This is a genomic window from Bacillus sp. NPDC057893, from assembly GCF_042796455.1.
In the GTDB taxonomy this organism is placed as follows: Bacteria; Bacillota; Bacilli; order Bacillales; family Bacillaceae_G; genus Bacillus_A.
In genome coordinates this window covers 788,145-807,361 of sequence record NZ_JBHVNG010000001.1, presented here as the reverse complement: position 1 = coordinate 807,361, position 19,217 = coordinate 788,145, and the positions used below count along the sequence as shown (strand labels likewise).

The window sequence follows — 19,217 nt, the reverse complement described above, 5'->3', positions numbered from 1 at the left end:
ATACCCAGGTGGCATAAGGCTTTTTCTTATTTCAATTTGAATACCATTGCTTCATACGGACGTAATGTAATGTTGTCTATCGATCCGATTTCCACGTCGTAATTGTGTATTAATAACTCCAATTCACTATAACTAATGTCCTCAGGTAATTCAAATACACATTCACCCGCAGTAAAGTTTGCAATGACAAGAAGTTTTTCGTCTCCATATGTTCTTACGTAAGCAAAAATAGCAGGGTTATTATCTAATATTAAATCATATGATCCATACACAACTATTTCATTATTTTTGCGTAGCTCAATTAATTTTTTATAGTAATAAAAAATTGAGTCTTCATCTTGGATTGCTTGTTTCACATTAATCTCTTTGTAGTTAGGGTTTACCGTAATCCAAGGCTCACCCGTTGTGAATCCAGCATGTTCTCTATCATCCCACTGCATCGGAGTTCTAGCATTATCTCGGCCCTTTATATATATAGACTGCATCACTTTATCTATATCTTCGCCGCGCTCTATAACTTTTTCTTTATACATATTTAATGTTTCAATATCTCGATATTCATCAATCGATTCAAATCGAACATTGGTCATTCCGATTTCTTCTCCTTGATAAATATATGGTGTCCCTTTCATCATATGAAGTACTGTCGCTAACATTTTTGCTGATTCAGTATGATAAGCTCCATCATTACCAAAACGAGATACAACGCGAGGCTGGTCATGGTTATTCCAATAAAGGCTATTCCAGCCTGTTTGTTCTAATGCTTTTTGCCACTTTGTTAAATTTTGTTTCAAAGTAAGAAGTGAGCATGGTTTTACATCCCATTTCCCACCTTCTCCAGAATCTAAATCCATATGTTCAAATTGGAATACCATTTGCAGTTCTTTTCTAGCTTCTCCTGTATACAATTTAGCTTCTTCTGTTGTTACACCAGGCATTTCCCCAACCGTCATAATGTCATACTGAGACAATACGTCTTCATTCATTTCATGCAAATACTTATGAATGTTCGGACCGTTCATAAAATGTTTATGCCCTGAAACATATCCTTCTTCATCCGTTTCAACAGCTGGTAAGCCATCTTCTTTAGAAATAAAATTAATAACATCCATACGGAACCCATCAATTCCTTTTTCTAACCAAAACTTCATCATGTCATAAACATCTTGTCTTACCTTTTCATTATCCCAGTTTAAATCTGGCTGTTTTTTAGAAAACAGATGCAAATAATATTCATCTGTCATTTCATCATATTGCCATGCAGAGCCACTAAATGCTGCTCCCCAGTTATTCGGCTCTTTCCCTTCATTTCCAGGACGCCATATATAATAGTCTCTATATTTATTTTCTTTTGATTTACGTGATTCAATAAACCAATTATGTTCATCTGAAGTATGATTAACAACTAAGTCCATCATAAGTTTCATATTACGTTTATGCATTTCATGTAATAGTTCATCCCAATCTTCCATTGTTCCGAACTCGTTCATAATTTTACAATAATCACTTATATCGTAACCATTATCATCGTTTGGAGATTCATAGACTGGTGATAACCAAATTACATCAATACCTAATTTTTTTAAGTAGTCTAGCTTCGCAAGAATACCACGAAGATCACCTATACCATCACCGTTACTATCCATAAAACTACGAGGATAAATTTGATATACTACACTTTCTTTCCACCATTGTTTTCCCATTATGCTACCCCATTTCATCTATACTATTGATTCTTTTTTCTTTTTTTAAGGCGCAAACGTTTTCATTACTGAATGATAACAGATTCTATCCAAATTTAAAATAGCGCTTACAATATTTATTTTCTTTTTCTAATAAAACATGCGGAACTTATTATATATTCATAGGAATAATGAAAACGTTTTATTTTTTTATAGTGTTTTTATTTCTTTTTTGAATCTATTCGTTTATAATAAATTCAAAGAAAACGTTTGCATAAACTTTCTAGGGGGAAATATCATGGCAGAACTTAAATTAGAAAATATTTATAAAATATATGATAATAACGTAACAGCTGTAACAGATTTTAATTTACACATTCAAGATAAAGAATTTATCGTATTCGTTGGTCCTTCTGGCTGTGGAAAATCTACAACACTACGAATGGTAGCTGGACTTGAAGATATTTCAAAAGGAGAATTTTCAATTGATGGTAAGCTAATGAACGATGTTCCTCCAAAAGATCGAGATATCGCAATGGTCTTCCAAAACTACGCTCTTTATCCACATATGAGTGTGTATGATAATATGGCATTTGGATTAAAACTTCGAAAAATACCGAAAGATGAAATCGACCGTCGAGTGAAACATGCAGCTCAAATATTAGGGCTTGAACAATATTTAGATAGAAAACCGAAAGCTTTATCAGGTGGACAACGTCAACGTGTTGCATTAGGTAGAGCAATTGTTCGAGACGCAAAAGTCTTCTTAATGGATGAACCCTTATCAAACTTAGACGCTAAACTACGTGTTGCAATGCGATCAGAAATTTCTAAATTACACCACCGTCTTGGTACAACGACAATTTATGTAACACATGATCAAACTGAGGCAATGACAATGGCTTCACGTCTTGTTGTTATGAAAGACGGCAAAATTCAACAAATTGGAACTCCAAAAGAAGTATATGAAACACCTGAAAATATTTTCGTTGGTGGTTTTATCGGTTCACCCGCAATGAATTTCTTCCGTGGAAAATTAACTGAAACCGATTTCGTTATAGACAGTTCACTAAAGATTAAAGTATCTGAAGGAAAAATGAAGTTATTACGCGAACAAGGCTATGTAAATAAAGAAATTGTTTTAGGTATTCGTCCAGAAGATATTCATGATGAACTATTATTTTTAGAAGCTTCACAATCTACTACTTTCACAACAAAAATTGAAGTTGCAGAGTTGTTAGGGGCTGAATCCATTATATATATGAAACTTGGAAATCAAGATTTTGCAGCACGTGTTGATGCAAGACATACTTTTTCACCTGGTGACCAAATTAAACTTGCTTTTGATATGAATAAAGCACATTTCTTTGATAGCCAAACCGAACAACGTATTCGCTAAGTATACATGCAAATACAACACCTTCTTTTTTAGGTAGAAAAGAGAACCTAGCCATGCATAGAAACGGTCAAATCCTCTTCCTACCCCGTTCCAAATTAAAACAAAAAAATAGTGGGTACGAAATCACTTGTATTCTGTATAGTTGCTACTTATACGATAAGAAATTAGAATGGCTGAAAATACACACAAAAAAACCGTCCACATATATACTGAGGGCGGTTTTTCATTATTATACTAGGGCTTCTATTGTATGAAATGATTGTCCTCTCGTGCTAATAATACCGAAAATCGGTAAGTCACTGAGCACCACTTCTTCTTGCTGTTTCATAAAAGATGACGTTAATTGTTTTATCTCTATCCAAACGTCATTAATACAAAGTGCATTGGAATCGTTCTCTTGTTGGTCAGAAAATATAGAATCTATTTTATATAAACCAGCATTTTGAAAAAGCATATCAATACGACTATATGCTTCCATCGCAAAACTGATAACGCGTTGCCAATCTCCTTGCTTTCCCATATCATAGGATACAAAAAGTGCCTCTCCGCCTAGATCCGTAATTTCCTCTACTGTTGCTTGTCCACTTTCTTGATCAATGTCCGTCACAATTACTTTTGCGCCTTGCTGAGCCAACAAAAGAGCTGTACTACGTCCAATACCGATGCCACCGCCAGTTACAATGGCAACTTTTCCTGCAAGCTTCATTTTCATTACCCCTTCTATAAGTCTTACCGTCATTCAGTATACTCCTTTATTAGATTAGTCTGCAAGCAGGAAAAGTTAACTCGACAACTTGTAAGCGATTACTTGTTTGTTTCTTTTTTTTCTTACTATTATACTGATCGAAGGTTAAACCAATAAAAATAAGAATTCCCCAAAATATTAAGCTACCTCCAGTCATTGCAAATCCCCCTTTGTTATATAACGATATTATTTATATCCATCATACCATTCTCTTAATTTTCAATCTATTCAAAACGGAAATAGGGTGTTTGAATTAGCTACCGCTTCTTTAAACATCCTTCAGTAATATGGAAGGTACTATATAGGAGATATCCTCCCTATATAATCAAATTTTTTACGAAATTAAAAATAAGACTTTTTATATACAAACAATAAAAAGTCTTATTTCATTAGTAGCACCTATAATTTAAATATTAATTATACAAGACTCATCACTTTCGTCTTTGCAATTAAATCATGGAAGCCACAATTATCTTTGCGGAATAACATCATATATACATTGCATATTAATGGAACTCCAAGTAATAATATGCTTGGTAATAATAATAACAAAAATCGTATTATTAATGTTTGTAACGTTAGTTTTTCACTTGTTAACGAGATTATTTTTGTTCTTGTTACCTTTTTACCAAGTGTAGAACCGTTCCAAAGAAAAGGTAACACAATAAAATTTATAGCCATTAATACGAAAACAAGTGTAAGGTCATATCTATAGTCACCTAAACTTATATTAAAACGATTGAAAATAGCACTATAGTTCCCGGTAATAATAGCTACTACTGCACCGTACGTAACTGAGATTAAAAACATGTCAATAAGGGAAGCACCTATGCGATTCATTACAAGCGCTGGACGATGCATCTTTAACTTCATTTTGTGTCGACTCCTTCATATCCTTCTTTACCCGTTTCATCGTACCACTTCTAAAAAACATTGTAAACTGGCGTTTCGCTTACTTTTCTTGTACAATGTGTTACAACAGCATTGTAAAGGAGGTTCCCATATTGAAAAGATGGATAATCCTATTTGCCGCACTCTTATTAACAGGTTGTACAGGCAATACAAACCATTTAACTTATACAATTAACGATGAATATGAACTCATACATACTTCTGGAGATGCATTTGAACTTTTCCCCTCTCAGGATGCTGTATATGCTACACAATACATCCCTGCAAAAATTACAGAAATTGCTTGGGACGATAAATACATTATCACAAAACAAATTGAGGAAAAATCAGATCCAAATAATCCTGACGCAGCAATTACAAATAAAAAAAGTGAACATTATTGGATTATCGATGTAAAGCATAATAAACGATTCGGTCCTTATAATGAAAAACAATTTAACGAGCAAAAAGATGCTTTTAAAATTACAGTACCTTTTCAAAGTGTAGATTCATATGTGAAAGAGCTAAAAAAACAGTCAGCATAACTTTTTATGCTGACTGTTTTTTCTTAAATTATTATAAAGACACTTTATTTAGAGAGTGAAATATTAAAAGTTTGCGGTTCTTTAACAGCTTCATTTGTGTCTCCTGTTGCTAAATCATCTGTCGTAAACTTAATATCCTTTACTTTTTCTTTTCCATCATCAAGTATTAAACCGATAATTCCTTCTCGTGTCTCACCAGGCTTATAATCTTCTCTTGAAACACTCTTCGTACCAACGAGCGTATCTTCATCATATAAAAAGTTTTGAGTCGCTACATTAAAATGTTGTTTGTCATTTATAGTAACATCATTCATAGAGAAAAATTGCATGTTCTTATTCCCACTATTTTCTACCTTATATGTAATTTCAACATACCGAATCGTATCGCTAATCTCTGTTCCACTTAACGATGCATATAATTCAGCATCTTCTTGACTCACTTTATCTCCCAATCTACGCTTTACTTCTTCAGGAGTTAATGCAGTATACACTTTCAATGTATTTTTTGCATCTTTGCTCATTTGTGATAATGAGATAACTTTAACGTCTTGTACGTGAATTTTCATTGGGGCTACTTCAAATGTCTGATTCACAGAATGAATCTGTTCTAATTCAAAAGTCCCCCATCCTTTTTCTTTCACCTTTTGCCCTACTTTTTTAAGCTCACGCCCACCATACTCTTTTGTTTCAGGAATAGATTCTTTCTTTTTAGGTTCTGCCTTCTTTTCTTCTTGATGGAAGCAACCACTTAACATAAGAAGAAAACTACATAAAACAAAAATACTTTTCCATGCTTTCATCATTTAATTTCTCCTAACACTATCATTCATTAATATAAATTAGTCCCTTGATTTGTAAACTATAGAAACAATAAGAAGTCCACAAAACGAACTTGTCAGTCCAGATACTATTATACCTCCTATTTGGAAAATATGAAAATAGGGGTCTAATAACGCGTGAACGATAAATATAATGGCCGCCACAACGATAGATGAAGCCCAATATTTCTTTTTTTCCGAAGTTAAACTAGTATCTTGATCAGTTTCCCTCCTATATTTCCATAGTACATATATTAGTAATAGTAGACCAAAACACGTACTCCCATGCTGTAAAAATTTATAAATTGGAATACTATATACTTCTTTCTGTAACAGCGGCATCTTCATAACAAAATAGCCTGTCTTATGGGTAAAAGCATCCCAAACGACATGCGTCACCATACCGAATAAAGCAGAATAGCAAAATACAAAAATATCTTTCCATGTATAAAGCCCCCACTTTTCATCAGCTATATATTTATAGTACGTAGCAAACGGCTTAGGTAGATGTGTTATAAACGGTCCTTTTAAAATAAGATGATATGCATATGCTAATAAAAAAACGAGTGGTAAATTCAAATATAAGAAACCAGCCCATGTATGGCCAATAATACCGTATGGCCTAAAATATAAAAAATATTCAAAATCAGGTGCCATACTACCTAATATAAGAGCCGTCACTGAAATATAACTAGAATGTTTCTTAGCAAAAGGGAGAACAGCTGCTGGATGTGCAAATGTAAACGGCATGCTTTAACTCCTTTTCATAATTTCAATAGAATACATACTATCATAACGATATGAACAATCTCTATGCAATATTTATTTTCACATTGGAATATGATAGTTTAAATGTTATAATCCACATGGAATATTCAGAAAATAAGGAGATGTTCACGTGTCATTAACACTTGTCTTTTTTCTTGTTTTGTTTATATTGTTTTTAAGTACATACATCGGATTCTTTATATGGAAGCACTACAAAATTATAAAATATATATGGATTTATGAGCGTTCTTATCATTTTTATAGGAAAGAGAATGGCTTTCGGCTGGGAAGGTCTCGGTTTTGGCGCACTTCAATATACAATACTATTAGCAAGTTGTCTTACATTAGTATTTGCCGCTTTTTTAGAATCAAAATCCGTTATGAATTGAGGTTTATATATTGATTGACGTACCCTTTTTAAAAAATGTCACATTAAAAAAAGAAAATATCCCTAGCTTTTCCACATACCCTTACTGTCTACCCGCTATTCGAACTTTACAATCACTAGCTTTCCACCCAAATGTAACATTCATTATTGGAGAGAATGGGACAGGTAAATCAACACTACTTGAAGCAATTGCAATTGCTTTAGGTTTTAATGCAGAAGGTGGAACGAAGAATTTCCGTTTTAGCACAAATGATTCCCATTCATCTTTACATGAACATCTTCGAATTTCAAAAAGTTTCAATACACCAAACGACGGCTTCTTTCTTCGTGCTGAATCATTTTATAACGTTGCTTCTTATATCGATGAAATAGATGCTATAAAATCTTACGGTGGCGTTTCACTTCACGAACAATCACACGGCGAATCATTCTTCTCATTATTTATGAATCGGTTTTCAGGACAAGGTTTATACATTCTAGATGAGCCTGAGGCAGCTTTATCCCCGATGAGACAACTTTCAATGCTCATTCGCATGCACGAACTAGCTGAACAAGGTTCACAATTTGTTATTGCCACGCATTCTCCCATTTTAATGGCTTATCCTGAATCTACTATATACTCTTTAACTCAAGAAGGGATTCACGAATCGACATTAGAAGAAACGGAGCATTATCAAACGACGAAACTTTTCTTTGAAAATCGCGATCGATTATTTCATCATCTATTTGAGTCGTAAAAAAGAAGCAGCAAACGCTGCTTCTTTTTTATAATGCTTCTATAAATAAGGCAACCCCGATACCGCCACCGACGCATAAAGAGGCAATTCCTTTTTCTAATCCACGTCTTTTTAATTCATGAATTAAACTTACAGTGATACGAGCTCCTGTACAACCGATTGGATGTCCAAGTCCTACACCACTACCGTTTACATTCACTTTCTCACGGTCTAACCCTAACTCTTTCTCTACAGCTAGGTATTGTGCAGCGAAAGCTTCATTAATTTCAAGTAAATCTGCATCTTCTAATGACCAATCTACTTTTTCTAACCCTTTGCGAATTGCTGGTGCTGGTCCAATACCCATAATTTTCGGATCTACACCTGCTACTGAATATCCAACAATTCGAGCTAACGGTTGTAAACCTTTTTCTTTCGCCTTTTCTTCACTCATTAATACTAAAACGGCACTTCCGTCATTAAGACCAGATGAATTCCCTGCAGTTACTGATCCATCTTTACGGAAAGCTGGTTTTAATCCTGCTAATTTTTCAGCTGTAATATCTGCACGTGGATGTTCATCCTTCGCAAATACAACTTCTTTTCTACGTTCTTTTATCGAAATAGGAACAATTTGATCGTCAAAGTATCCAGACTCAATCGCTTGCAGCGCTAATGTATGACTACGAAGCGCAACTTCATCTTGTTCCTCTCTTGTAATTTCATATTGTTCAACTAAATTTTCCGCTGTTTCACCCATCATAATATGGTGAATCGGATCTTCTAAAACTTCCCACACCGTATCACGAATTTCTCCGTGCTGTAGACGTTGTCCCCAGCGGTGTTGTTTTAATGCATAAGGGCTCGAGCTCATTGCTTCTACTCCACCTGCAACAACAATATCACTTACACCTAATTGGATTTGCATTGCAGCAGACATAATTGCTTGCATACCTGAAGAACATTGACGTTGAATTGTATAACCAGTAACTGTGTCAGGAAATCCTGCCGCTAATGCAGCTGTTCTTGCCGTATTTGCTTCATCAGTTCTTTGAATACAATGACCTAAAATTACTTCATCAACTTCATGTGGCTCTACTCCGCCTCTTTTTACAGCTTCCTGAAGTACAGGAACAGCTAATTCTACTGGTGTTATATTTTTTAGTGCTCCTCCGAAAGTTCCAATAGGTGAACGAACTGCAGCTGTAATGACAACATTATGCATTTTGTACTTGCCCCTCTCTTATGTACCCTAGTAAGTTTTAGGTGAAATTCCATAAGTTGTATGTCTACAATTATCATACTATAAACATACCAAAAAATCAAAATATTTAATATAATAAAAATAGAAGGAATTAACCTTCTATTCTGTCAATGCGTATAGGAATTTTTGTAATATCTTCTCTGTCGTTTCATTCAATTTCGGTAACTTGTCTACTGGAAAATATTGAAGTTGTAACCCTTCATGATCGAGCTTTAATTCTCCGCTTACATGATGTGCCTGATACAGATGAATCACATTAAAAATTTCATCTCCATTTGGATAACGGAAATAAACTTCCTTTCCTGAAAGAACACCAAGAAATTGCATTATTTTTGCACTTAACCCCGTCTCCTCGAATAATTCTCTACGAGCAGTTTCTTCTGTCGTTTCTCCCAGTTCCATTGCCCCGCCAGGCACACCCCAATCATATGTATCTGAACGATATTGAAGCAATACTTCTTGATTATCATTTAATATAATAATTGCTGATCCTACTAAAATAAGTGGTCTCGTACCAACTACTTTGCGTAACTCTTCAATATACCCCAATATGTAAACTCTCCTTTCCTCACCCTTCCTTATCATAACAAAATTCTCTTCCTTTTGTTGCTGTAATTTTCAATAAAAAAGGAAGCTTCCGCTTCCTTTTTTTACCGTTATCCCGCTATTTGCGGGCAGTAAGACCCCTACCTCAAAATTCAGCGAAAGCAAAGAAGTTAGGCGGGGGTCGGGCTGCCCGTAAAAGCCCGATTGGTGAAGGCTAATAATCAGTGGGGGATGGACAAAAACCCCACTAATTAAAGTTTCACTTTATTTCTTAAAGCTTTCGTATTTTACAGCTTCAAAAGCTTCTTCAATTTCTTCATTGCTATAATGGACATACGTAAAACGCCCTAATTCTACTAATCTAGCTATTTCTTGTAACGCTTTATGCTGATCATATGTTTCTTCAATTGTAATATGTACATAAAACTTCATTAATGGATGTTCATATAAAGGTTCTCCCACCTCTACATATACATCTTCAACCCCTTGCACAACTCTTACATAGCTCGCAAATTGATAAAGAGCTTCTCTGTCTGAAACGATTTTTAATGTATACATATATTCTCCCCCTTTTCTTTACTATATCAAAAAGATGACCATACTACGTTATAGAACTATGAAATTTTTTCGACTTGTATTATATATATTCGTGCGATAAACAAGGCGTTTATCCATACATAGAATCTTTCCCCACATATATTATAGAAAGAATTTTTTCATTTGAGGTGTTCCTTATGGATTCATACGTTAATATATGTGTTTGCATTACTCCAGGCGCCGATATTTCTGACGACCGTATTGCAAAAGATTTAGCAGTTGCAGAATCAATTTGGCATCCCATTACATTTCAAATTAAAGAAGTAATTGTACTAAACGAACTTTTCCGTTTTTCTAATCGGGAAATTAGTTATAAAAACTCCATTCAAAGTCAGGAAAAATTATCATCCTTTTTTCAAACTTGTGTTAACGAAGCTCCTGAATGTGACCTTTATATTTGTTATATTGGCAGTGATTATTTCAAGGAAACTGCCGTAATTGCCTGCGCTTACTCCTTAGCGAAACAACAGCAACTTACTGGTTATATCGTTTTAACAAATTCAGCCGCTCCAATGAAAAACATATATACCCTCGCTCACGAAGTTGGGCACATTTTATTTACAAGACGAATTCATGGAAAACTTACGCACGCAGATCCCCATTCTCCAACTGGTTCTGAACACCACCCTTCTCCCTCAAACCTTATGTACCCTATAGTCCCTCGTCCTGATCAGGTTCACATCAATTCATTATTAACAAATGAACAAAAAGCGCTCTCTTTACAAAGCACTTTATTACAAAGAAAAAAACAGTAACGATATTGTTACTGTTTAAAACAACATATTCCAATCAACAAACCAAATACCGGCTGCGAGAAATAAAAACATACAACTAAAAGTAAATGTAGTCCCTCTAAAAATCCCAATATAATATTTCTTTGGAAATACTTTTTTGCATATCCAAAGCAGCCCTTTTCCTATTAAACCGAAAAACAAAACATATCCTGATGTATCTTCTAATAAAGTATCAAAATAGTCATCATGCATCTTTTTTGTAAAAACGGTATAGATCCCTAATATTGCTAATCCTAGAAACATAATGGTTAATATACATATAAATATATTTTGCATATTTGTACCCCTCTTAATAGAAAATTCCGTTTGCTAATTGTTTGCTTGTTACTATCGTACAGCTAGTTTATACTTTTCCGTTCTTCATTTTTTAAAGACCATCGCATTAATACATATAAACTTCCGTATAAAAGTAAAGGCTCTAGTATTCCCCAATATGGGTTTTGCTTTCCTAATTCTTTAAATACAAACATAATTAATAGCGGTACGATAACAGCCAATATTCCAATCCAGCCAAGTATGTACGCTTCCCCAATTAACAATACTAATAAGACAATTCCAGCTAGTATATAACTTTGCATAGTAGTTAATTGTAATACAGGTGTCCCATACCATTTATTCATAAACATTAATAACACTAGTAATAGAATAGGAACCATTACTATTATGTAAATAATACCAAATTCTACTAACTTACTTTTAAAAGAAGACATTCTAAACGCAATAATTGTTCCAATAATCGTAATTATTAAGACGATAGGATATCCAATCAACTGCACATTCGTTAATATAAATTCATGATTTGGACTTCCAAATAATATATTTGTAAGTAGCCAATATCCACCGATACCAATAATCATTCCTAAAATACTCTTTATACTCCCGCTTTTATCCTTCTCCATCTCTTTCGCTAACTCTTCCGCGTATGCTTTTGGTGAATCACCAAATATATCACTTACCGTCTTTCCCTCTTTCTCACCTTCTATTAGATGAAGTTCTGCATCTAATAGAAAAGTATCCACATCTTCTTCTTTAATTCCTTTTGTTATTAAATATACTTTCGTATCGATTAAAAACTTTTCCCCTTCTTTAGAAACTTGCATTATAACCCCTCCCTTATTTAACCGTTTCTCTTCTATTCGTCTTCATCATAATTTCAAGGAAAATTAAAATAAACAAACTTCCGTATAAACATATAATTTGAAATAACATTGGCACGAAATCTTCTGATGTAAATGTTTGAAATACTAACATAATAGAAAGAGGAATGATTAAATATAAGTTTTTAAACCATCCTGTAAAATATATATTTATAGCTAATGTGATGATAAAGATCCCACCAGCTAATATATAACTTTGCATTTGGGTGAATGTAATCATTTTTGTAGGATATATCACGTCTAATATCGTAACCGCTCCTAATAAAAACATTGGAGCAATCATGACTAAAAACCACATAGAAAACCATGTTTTTGTAAAACTTGTTACAAAAGTCATTTTACGAAGCAAGAAATTGGGACCCATTACAGCTAAAATCAATGTGAAACTATAACCAATGCACTGAATAAGTGAAATCTGTAAAATTCCATTATTCACTATTAAAATAGAAGCAATAATCCAAAACGAAACGATATTCATTACCGTAAACCCAATTTGCTTCCACGTTTCCTGTCTATCTCTTTCCATCACTTTTACAAGTTCATTGGCATATTCTTTCGGCGAGCTTCCAAAAATTTCTTCTACACTTTTCCCGTCACTCTCACCTTCTATTAAATGCAACTCTGCATCTTCTAAAAAGCTTTCCATATCGCTTTCTTTCACACTCTTTGCGGTCAAAAATAATCTCATATCTAACAAAAACTTTTGCGCTTCACTTGATAGCATTATTTTCTCCTTCCCTTCCCTTCAAGTAGACGTTCTACACTACTTTGCATCGCTTCCCAGCGACCCATAAATTCATCTAGTTCATCTTCTCCCTTTTCTGTTAACGTATAATACTTCCGTTTCGGACCAGATGGAGATTCCTTCATTACACTTGATATTAGCCCCTCTTTTTGCATTCGTATTAACAACGGATAAATACTCCCCTCACTCGCCATTGTAAAACCATACTTTGCTAGCTTTTCACTCATTTCATAACCGTATATTTCACCTTCAGAAATAATAGCAAGTAAGCATCCTTCTAAAATCCCTTTCAGCATTTGACTTGTCGACATAATTCAAATCCTCCCACTATCTTGTTTTACAAGATAGATAAGCGTAAGTATCTTGCTTTACAAAATAGTATAACAGAGACTATTTTGCAAAACAAGATAGCTAACGGTTTTTTTCCAAATGTTTGCAGGAATTTCGTAGTTCCCCCTCTAAATAGAGCAATAAGAGAACTTTTATTATGAAGGAGTGTTTTTCATCATGGTTACAAATCGAGTTGTCTTTTTAACAGGTGCTGCTAGTGGTATTGGATATGAAATGGGGAACGCTTTTGCAAAAGAAGGCGCAAAAGTTGTTATTACTGATCGCCTTGAAGATCGTGCGAAAGAAGCTGCTGAACAATTACAAAAAGAAGGCTTTCAAGCTATCGGTTTAAAATGTGACGTTACATCTGAAGAAGAAATTACAGCAGCGCTTTCTCAAACAGTTAGTCATTTCGGTTCACTAGATGTATTAATTAACAATGCAGGAATGCAACATGTTTCACCGATTGAAGACTTTCCAACTGAGAAATTCGAACTTCTTATTAAAATTATGCAAATCGCTCCATTTATCGCCATCAAACACGCTTTTCCTATTATGAAAAAACAAAAATACGGCCGGATTATTAACGTCGCTTCTATTAACGGCCTTGTCGGATTCGCTGGAAAAGCTGCCTACAATAGCGCAAAACATGGCGTAATTGGATTAACAAAAGTTGCCGCTTTAGAAGGTGCTACCCATGGTATTACTGTAAATGCCCTTTGTCCTGGTTATGTCGATACCCCTCTTGTACGCAATCAACTAGAGGATTTAGCTACTACACGAAATGTGCCACTTGAAAATGTTTTAGAAGATGTTATTTATCCACTTGTACCACAGAAGCGGTTGTTACAAGTACAAGAAATTGCTGATTATGCTATGTTTTTAGCGAGTGAAAAAGCAAAAGGCATAACTGGTCAAGCTGTCGTTATCGACGGTGGTTATACTGCTCAATAAAAATAAAGTTTGCTCACGAAGAGCAAACTTTATTTTACTTTCTATCGCGAGGATCTTCATACTTTAGTAATTGTTGAGGGAGTTTCTCAATTGCAACAATTACTCCGTCTAATTTACTTTCAATACGATGTAGTAAATATATTGTTACAACAATTGGAAACCCAACATTACCTATCATCGAGATCCACTCTTCCATCCTTCTCTCCTCCCTTCATTACATAAATAAGAGGAAAAGAGAATCTTAGGCATAAAAAAAACAAGCTATTTGTGATTAGCTTGTTTTTTCAAATAATGATGTAATTTCTTGCTTATAATCTCCACGTAAAATACCTTCCTCAGTTATAATTCCTGTAATTAATTCATGCGGCGTTACATCAAATGCAGGGTTAAATACAGGCGTTCCAAGTGGCGCCACTTGTTTCCCAAAAATTTTCGTAACTTCTGCTTCATCTCTTTCTTCAATGACAATTTCAGCACCTGTTTGTTTCGTAGTATCAAATGTAGATAACGGTGCTGCAACGTAAAATGGGATACCGAAATACTTTGCTAATATAGCTAAATTTAATGTTCCAATTTTATTAGCAGTATCACCGTTTTCAACGATTCGATCTGCCCCTACGATAATCGCATTGATTTCTTTCGTTCGAATTGCATGTGCTGCAGTATTATCCGTAATAAGCGTTACATCAATGTCTGCTTGCTTCAATTCCCATGTCGTTAAACGACCACCTTGTAAAACTGGTCTCGTTTCACACGCATACGCATGTAAACGCACACCTTTCTCTTTCCCAATATAAAACGGTGCTAATGCAGTTCCATATCTAGCAGTTGCAATACTTCCAGCGTTACAAATTGTTAAAATCTTATCACCGTCTTTAAAACATGTTAGAGCATGTTCTCCAATACTTCGGCATACCTTTTCATCCTCTTGCTGAATACAAAGTGCTTCTTCTTCTAATATTTTTTGTGCTTCTTTTATTGTAGCAATTCTTCGTATAGCTTCTCTCATGCGATCAATTGCCCAAAATAAATTGACTGCCGTCGGGCGTGATGTCCCCAAATAGTTACAATCTCTATTAAACTTCTTTTGAAATTCATCGATATTTGTAGCATCGTATTTCTTTGCCGCAAGCGCCAAACCAAACGCAGCTACAATTCCAATTGCAGGTGCTCCGCGTATTTCTAACATAATGATACTTTTCCATACCTCTTCAATAGTCGTTAACGTTTTGTATTCTGTACTATGAGGCAGCTTTGTTTGATTTAATACCGCAATTGTATCACCTTTCCAACTTACAGACCTCGGAACAGTTACAATTGTACTCATGCTTTTATGCCTCCTGAAACTGTCTGTTGAAATAATGTTCGAAACAGTTGAATATCAGCACACTTAGATTCATATTTTATTAGTTCTTTTCCTAAGTACAGCGCTTGCTTCTTAGCTTGAATTCTTTTTTCTTTATTTGCTATTCCATCTAAATCCGCTACATGAGCTAAGCCAATTGTTCTACGAATCAGTTCACATCCGGCAAACCCGACGGCATCAGTAAAGATATTTTGCAAAATAATTGGTAACCATTGTTTTTCTTTCGTATATGCTTCTACACCTTCTCCAATCCATAACTTCGTAAAAGTTTCTACAAAATAACTCCATGTCTTTTCTATATGGAAAAATAGTACACTTCTCTTTTCTTCTTCTCTAGATAAAGCATTTAATAATAGATTTGCAATAAATTGACCGATATCAAATCCAAATGGACCGTACGTTGCAAATTCTGGATCAATCACTTTCGTTTCAGAAGGTGATGAAAAAATACTACCAGTATGTAAATCACCATGAATAAGCGCTTCTTTTCTCGTTAAAAACTTATATTTATATTGTGCTACTTTTAGTTTTAAAGTTTTATCACTCCAAAGTTCATCAATCACTGACTGTAAATCTGACTCATAATCATTCGTATCGTAATGTCCAAACGGATCAGTAAAAACTAAATCTTCTGTAATTTTACTAAGGTCTGGATTTACAAATGTACCTTCTAGTAACCTTTTCTCTTCTGACTGTAAACCGAAATCTGAAGTATAAAATAAAACATGCGCTAGAAAACGACCGATATGCTGGGATAGAAGTGGATATCCTTCTCCATTTATTAATCCTTTTCGTGTAATTGTTAGTCTTGATAAGTCTTCTATTACTGTAACTGCTAACTCTTCATCATGACTGTACACTACCGGAACATAATCTGGTACATACTTCGCAAAAATTTGTAATGCCTTGCTTTCAATCGTTGCTCTTTTTATAGACAACGGCCAGCTCTCACCAACTACTTTCGCATATGGAAGTGCTTGTTTTATTATAATTGATCTCTCTCCATCATCTAATTTGAACACGTAATTTAAATTTCCATCTCCGATTTCATGACAAACTACATTCGCTTTCTTTTCAAAATAGCCATGTTCTTTCGCATATTGTACAGCTGTTACTTCTGTTAATGAATAATATCCCATCGTCTTTTCCTCCTTTTTAAATTCAGAGGTTTTTCTAACGCAGAAAAACCTCTTTCCACTAAGAAAGAGGTTTGAAGTTTATCTTCTCCCCTCTTATCTGCCAGAAATTTTACTTTCTGCTGGAATTAGCACCGTGCCTTTTGGCGTCATAAACGCCCCATTTCACAATGGTATTACGGTCGGTTGCTGGGCTTCATCGGGCCAAATCCCTCCACCTGCTCTTGATAAGAGTTATATAATTTTTTAGAATTTTTAACTTTATGTTGAAGACTATACCAAGAATAAAAATCACTTGTCAACATTTTATTTGTATAATTCTGGACGGCGATCTGCAAAAACTGGAATTCCTTTACGCACCTCTTTAATCTTCTCAAATATAAGTTCTCCAAATAAAATGGATTCCTCTTCATTTGCCTCTACTACAACTTCACCCCAAGGATCTACAATTAGAGAATGACCTGCAAACTCATTATTCGGATCCTTTCCTGACCTATTACACGCAACAACATAACACTGGTTTTCAACTGCTCTTGCTTGCAATAGCAAACGCCAATGAGCTAAACGAACTAATGGCCATTCTGCTACAACAAATAAAACTTTTGCACCTTTAGCAGTATGAACACGCATCCACTCCGGAAAACGAATGTCATAACAAATTGTACCGGCGCACTCTACATCATCTAGCTTAAATTCGCCTGTACTATTTCCAGCGATTAAATATTTATGTTCATCCATAAGCTGAAATAAATGCACTTTACTATATTCATTGACTAGCTGACCTTTATTAGTTACAACATACATTGTATTTGTAACACCTTGACCTGTTTGCTTCGCTATAGAACCACCGACAATATGTACACCATATTGTTTCGACCATTCTTTCAGCTTTTCTTTCGTTTCTACTCCATCCCTATCTGCAATTTCAGAAAGCCTCGTTAAATCATATCCTGTTGTCCACAGTTCTGGTAAGACAATAACATCTGGTCTTTCTTTCATCGCTTCACTTATTTTATTTTTAGCATTCTCAATATTTTTTTCTACATCTCCAAAGACAATATCCATTTGAATACATGCGACTTTCATTTTGTCAGCCCCATTCTTAATTTTTTCTTTACAAAATACTGGAAAGATTATATCATTTGTCACTAGAATTGTAACAACTTTCAAAAGAGGTGGAAAGTATGAAATTATTTCAACCTTCTGAGATAGTAACATCATTGCCAACACAATTTTTCGCTTCACTTGTTGCAAAAGTTAACAAAGTCGTTGCAGCAGGTCACGATGTTATTAATCTAGGACAAGGTAATCCAGATCAACCAACACCGCAGCATATCGTAAAAGCTTTACAAGACGCTGCTGAAAAGGCCATTCATCATAAATATCCGCCATTTCGCGGACATGAAAGTTTAAAAGAAGCTGTGGCAACATTCTATCAACGTGAATACGGCGTAGAATTAAATCCCAAAACAGAAGTTGCTATTTTGTTTGGCGGAAAGGCCGGATTAGTAGAATTACCAATTTGTTTTACAAACCCTGGCGATACCATTCTCGTTCCAGATCCAGGATATCCAGATTATTTATCAGGAGTTGCTTTAGCAAAAGCACAATTTCAAACAATGCCGCTACTTGCAGAAAATAATTTTTTACCGGATTATACGAAAATTGATGACACTATCGCTGAGCGTGCAAAGTTAATGTTTTTAAATTACCCAAACAATCCTACTGGTGCTACTGCATCAAAAGATTTCTTTGATGCAACGATTCATTTTGCTAATGAACATAATATATTAGTCGTTCATGATTTCGCTTACGGTGCGATTGGATTCGATGGTCAAAAACCTGTTAGTTTCTTGCAAGCAGACGGCGCTAAAGATACAGGTATTGAAATTTACACTCTATCGAAAACTTTCAATATGGCTGGATGGCGCATCGCTTTTGCTGTGGGGAATGAAAGTGTGATTGAAACAATTAACTTATTACAAGATCATATGTATGTTAGTATTTTTGGTGCAGTTCAAGATGCTGCCCGTGAAGCACTATTAAGTTCACAGTCTTGCGTCGTAGACCTTGTAAATAGTTACGAATCTCGTAGAAACTCTCTTATTTCAGCTTGTCACTCAATTGGTTGGAATGTGGACATTCCAACCGGATCATTCTTTGCATGGCTTCCTGTACCAGAAGGTTATACATCTGAGCAATTTTCTAATATTTTACTAGAAAAAGCACACGTTGCAGTTGCTCCTGGTGTTGGATTTGGTGAACATGGCGAAGGGTATGTTCGTGTTGGCCTCTTACATACAGAAGATAGATTACGAGAAGCCATTAATCGAATTGATAAATTAAATTTTTTCAAAAAGTAATTGACAACATGAA

Annotated in this window: 23 protein-coding genes, 1 pseudogene and 1 riboswitch; of the genes and pseudogenes, 7 read left to right on the top strand and 17 right to left on the bottom strand. The window is 34.8% G+C overall.

The window, feature by feature from the left end; translation table 11 throughout:
* Positions 1 to 26 precede the first annotated feature (26 nt).
* On the bottom strand, positions 27 to 1,703 hold the full coding sequence (locus tag ACFVQC_RS04520) for a glycoside hydrolase family 13 protein (protein ID WP_377892797.1): 1,677 nt from the start codon (positions 1,701 to 1,703) through the stop codon (positions 27 to 29).
* A gap of 277 nt (positions 1,704 to 1,980) precedes the next feature.
* On the opposite strand from ACFVQC_RS04520, the gene ACFVQC_RS04515 reads away from it, so the two are divergent.
* On the top strand, positions 1,981 to 3,081 hold the full coding sequence (locus ACFVQC_RS04515) for an ABC transporter ATP-binding protein (protein ID WP_002014802.1): 1,101 nt from the start codon (positions 1,981 to 1,983) through the stop codon (positions 3,079 to 3,081).
* Between the two features lie 229 nt (positions 3,082 to 3,310).
* On the opposite strand, the gene ACFVQC_RS04510 is transcribed toward ACFVQC_RS04515, so the two are convergent.
* The 3 genes from ACFVQC_RS04510 to ACFVQC_RS04500 all read right to left on the bottom strand — a co-directional run bounded on the left by ACFVQC_RS04510 (position 3,311) and on the right by ACFVQC_RS04500 (position 4,699).
* Positions 3,311 to 3,820: an SDR family NAD(P)-dependent oxidoreductase gene (locus tag ACFVQC_RS04510; protein ID WP_377897510.1), complete on the bottom strand. Its 510-nt coding sequence runs from the start codon at positions 3,818 to 3,820 to the stop codon at positions 3,311 to 3,313.
* A gap of 16 nt (positions 3,821 to 3,836) precedes the next feature.
* Positions 3,837 to 3,983: a flagellar motor protein gene (locus ACFVQC_RS04505; RefSeq protein ID WP_377897509.1), complete on the bottom strand. Its 147-nt coding sequence runs from the start codon at positions 3,981 to 3,983 to the stop codon at positions 3,837 to 3,839.
* Between the two features lie 260 nt (positions 3,984 to 4,243).
* Complete coding sequence (locus tag ACFVQC_RS04500; protein WP_377897508.1) at positions 4,244 to 4,699, bottom strand: RDD family protein; 456 nt, start codon at positions 4,697 to 4,699, stop codon at positions 4,244 to 4,246.
* 131 nt (positions 4,700 to 4,830) lie between these two features.
* Between ACFVQC_RS04500 and ACFVQC_RS04495 the strand changes: the two genes are divergently transcribed.
* On the top strand, positions 4,831 to 5,262 hold the full coding sequence (locus ACFVQC_RS04495; RefSeq protein WP_002033805.1) for a DUF3997 domain-containing protein: 432 nt from the start codon (positions 4,831 to 4,833) through the stop codon (positions 5,260 to 5,262).
* A gap of 44 nt (positions 5,263 to 5,306) precedes the next feature.
* Here ACFVQC_RS04495 and ACFVQC_RS04490 read toward each other — a convergent pair whose 3' ends face one another.
* Together ACFVQC_RS04490 and ACFVQC_RS04485 are read right to left on the bottom strand one after the other, a co-directional pair.
* On the bottom strand, positions 5,307 to 6,065 hold the full coding sequence (locus ACFVQC_RS04490) for a hypothetical protein (protein WP_002145958.1): 759 nt from the start codon (positions 6,063 to 6,065) through the stop codon (positions 5,307 to 5,309).
* 36 nt (positions 6,066 to 6,101) lie between these two features.
* On the bottom strand, positions 6,102 to 6,830 hold the full coding sequence (locus tag ACFVQC_RS04485) for a DUF4184 family protein (RefSeq protein WP_377897506.1): 729 nt from the start codon (positions 6,828 to 6,830) through the stop codon (positions 6,102 to 6,104).
* Positions 6,831 to 6,978: 148 nt separating this feature from the next.
* Here ACFVQC_RS04485 and ACFVQC_RS04480 point away from each other — a divergent pair.
* Both ACFVQC_RS04480 and ACFVQC_RS04475 read left to right on the top strand, forming a co-directional pair.
* Positions 6,979 to 7,237 (top strand): annotated as a pseudogene (locus ACFVQC_RS04480) (hypothetical protein).
* 10 nt (positions 7,238 to 7,247) lie between these two features.
* Entirely contained in the window at positions 7,248 to 7,973 is a 726-nt protein-coding gene (locus ACFVQC_RS04475) for an AAA family ATPase (protein ID WP_377892793.1), read from the top strand.
* Positions 7,974 to 8,001: 28 nt separating this feature from the next.
* Here ACFVQC_RS04475 and ACFVQC_RS04470 read toward each other — a convergent pair whose 3' ends face one another.
* The 3 genes from ACFVQC_RS04470 to ACFVQC_RS04460 all read right to left on the bottom strand — a co-directional run bounded on the left by ACFVQC_RS04470 (position 8,002) and on the right by ACFVQC_RS04460 (position 10,320).
* Positions 8,002 to 9,177 carry an acetyl-CoA C-acetyltransferase gene (locus tag ACFVQC_RS04470; RefSeq protein ID WP_377892791.1) on the bottom strand — a complete coding sequence of 392 codons (1,176 nt, stop codon included), beginning with the start codon at positions 9,175 to 9,177 and terminating at the stop codon, positions 8,002 to 8,004.
* Between the two features lie 138 nt (positions 9,178 to 9,315).
* Positions 9,316 to 9,765 (bottom strand): NUDIX hydrolase, encoded by a 450-nt coding sequence (locus ACFVQC_RS04465; RefSeq protein WP_002145954.1) that lies wholly within the window; start codon positions 9,763 to 9,765, stop codon positions 9,316 to 9,318.
* A gap of 261 nt (positions 9,766 to 10,026) precedes the next feature.
* The gene (locus tag ACFVQC_RS04460; protein WP_000288333.1) at positions 10,027 to 10,320 is read right to left on the bottom strand and encodes a DUF3928 family protein; all 294 of its coding nucleotides are present in this window, start codon (positions 10,318 to 10,320) and stop codon (positions 10,027 to 10,029) included.
* A gap of 176 nt (positions 10,321 to 10,496) precedes the next feature.
* Here ACFVQC_RS04460 and ACFVQC_RS04455 point away from each other — a divergent pair, with 176 nt between their 5' ends.
* Positions 10,497 to 11,114 (top strand): DUF955 domain-containing protein, encoded by a 618-nt coding sequence (locus ACFVQC_RS04455; protein WP_215573804.1) that lies wholly within the window; start codon positions 10,497 to 10,499, stop codon positions 11,112 to 11,114.
* A gap of 15 nt (positions 11,115 to 11,129) precedes the next feature.
* Here the strand turns inward: ACFVQC_RS04455 and ACFVQC_RS04450 are convergent, their stop codons facing one another.
* From ACFVQC_RS04450 to ACFVQC_RS04435, 4 genes are all read right to left on the bottom strand, one after another.
* Positions 11,130 to 11,429, bottom strand: coding sequence for a DNA-binding protein (locus ACFVQC_RS04450; protein ID WP_377897505.1), 300 nt, complete (start codon positions 11,427 to 11,429; stop codon positions 11,130 to 11,132).
* A 62-nt stretch (positions 11,430 to 11,491) separates the two neighbouring features.
* Positions 11,492 to 12,253: a DUF1129 domain-containing protein gene (locus ACFVQC_RS04445; RefSeq protein WP_377897504.1), complete on the bottom strand. Its 762-nt coding sequence runs from the start codon at positions 12,251 to 12,253 to the stop codon at positions 11,492 to 11,494.
* A gap of 13 nt (positions 12,254 to 12,266) precedes the next feature.
* Complete coding sequence (locus tag ACFVQC_RS04440) at positions 12,267 to 13,034, bottom strand: DUF1129 domain-containing protein (protein WP_377897502.1); 768 nt, start codon at positions 13,032 to 13,034, stop codon at positions 12,267 to 12,269.
* Positions 13,034 to 13,366 carry a PadR family transcriptional regulator gene (locus ACFVQC_RS04435; RefSeq protein WP_000107974.1) on the bottom strand — a complete coding sequence of 111 codons (333 nt, stop codon included), beginning with the start codon at positions 13,364 to 13,366 and terminating at the stop codon, positions 13,034 to 13,036. The genes ACFVQC_RS04440 and ACFVQC_RS04435 overlap by 1 nt, the downstream gene beginning before the upstream one ends.
* Before the next feature lie 196 nt (positions 13,367 to 13,562).
* Here ACFVQC_RS04435 and ACFVQC_RS04430 point away from each other — a divergent pair, with 196 nt between their 5' ends.
* Complete coding sequence (locus tag ACFVQC_RS04430; protein WP_219919910.1) at positions 13,563 to 14,339, top strand: 3-hydroxybutyrate dehydrogenase; 777 nt, start codon at positions 13,563 to 13,565, stop codon at positions 14,337 to 14,339.
* 34 nt (positions 14,340 to 14,373) lie between these two features.
* On the opposite strand, the gene ACFVQC_RS04425 is transcribed toward ACFVQC_RS04430, so the two are convergent.
* From ACFVQC_RS04425 to ACFVQC_RS04410, 4 genes are all read right to left on the bottom strand, one after another.
* Positions 14,374 to 14,535 (bottom strand): YvrJ family protein, encoded by a 162-nt coding sequence (locus ACFVQC_RS04425; protein WP_219919914.1) that lies wholly within the window; start codon positions 14,533 to 14,535, stop codon positions 14,374 to 14,376.
* 75 nt (positions 14,536 to 14,610) lie between these two features.
* The gene (gene mtnA, locus ACFVQC_RS04420; RefSeq protein ID WP_377897499.1) at positions 14,611 to 15,666 is read right to left on the bottom strand and encodes an S-methyl-5-thioribose-1-phosphate isomerase; all 1,056 of its coding nucleotides are present in this window, start codon (positions 15,664 to 15,666) and stop codon (positions 14,611 to 14,613) included.
* On the bottom strand, positions 15,663 to 16,844 hold the full coding sequence (gene mtnK, locus ACFVQC_RS04415) for an S-methyl-5-thioribose kinase (protein ID WP_377897498.1): 1,182 nt from the start codon (positions 16,842 to 16,844) through the stop codon (positions 15,663 to 15,665). Before mtnK ends, mtnA begins: the two co-directional genes overlap by 4 nt.
* Positions 16,845 to 16,934: 90 nt before the next feature.
* A riboswitch (SAM riboswitch) is annotated at positions 16,935 to 17,075 on the bottom strand.
* Positions 17,076 to 17,147: 72 nt separating this feature from the next.
* Positions 17,148 to 18,011, bottom strand: a complete 864-nt coding sequence (locus tag ACFVQC_RS04410) for a carbon-nitrogen family hydrolase (RefSeq protein WP_377898130.1) — start codon at positions 18,009 to 18,011, stop codon at positions 17,148 to 17,150.
* Positions 18,012 to 18,025: 14 nt separating this feature from the next.
* On the opposite strand from ACFVQC_RS04410, the gene ACFVQC_RS04405 reads away from it, so the two are divergent.
* Entirely contained in the window at positions 18,026 to 19,204 is a 1,179-nt protein-coding gene (locus ACFVQC_RS04405; RefSeq protein WP_377897496.1) for a pyridoxal phosphate-dependent aminotransferase, read from the top strand.
* Positions 19,205 to 19,217 lie beyond the last annotated feature (13 nt).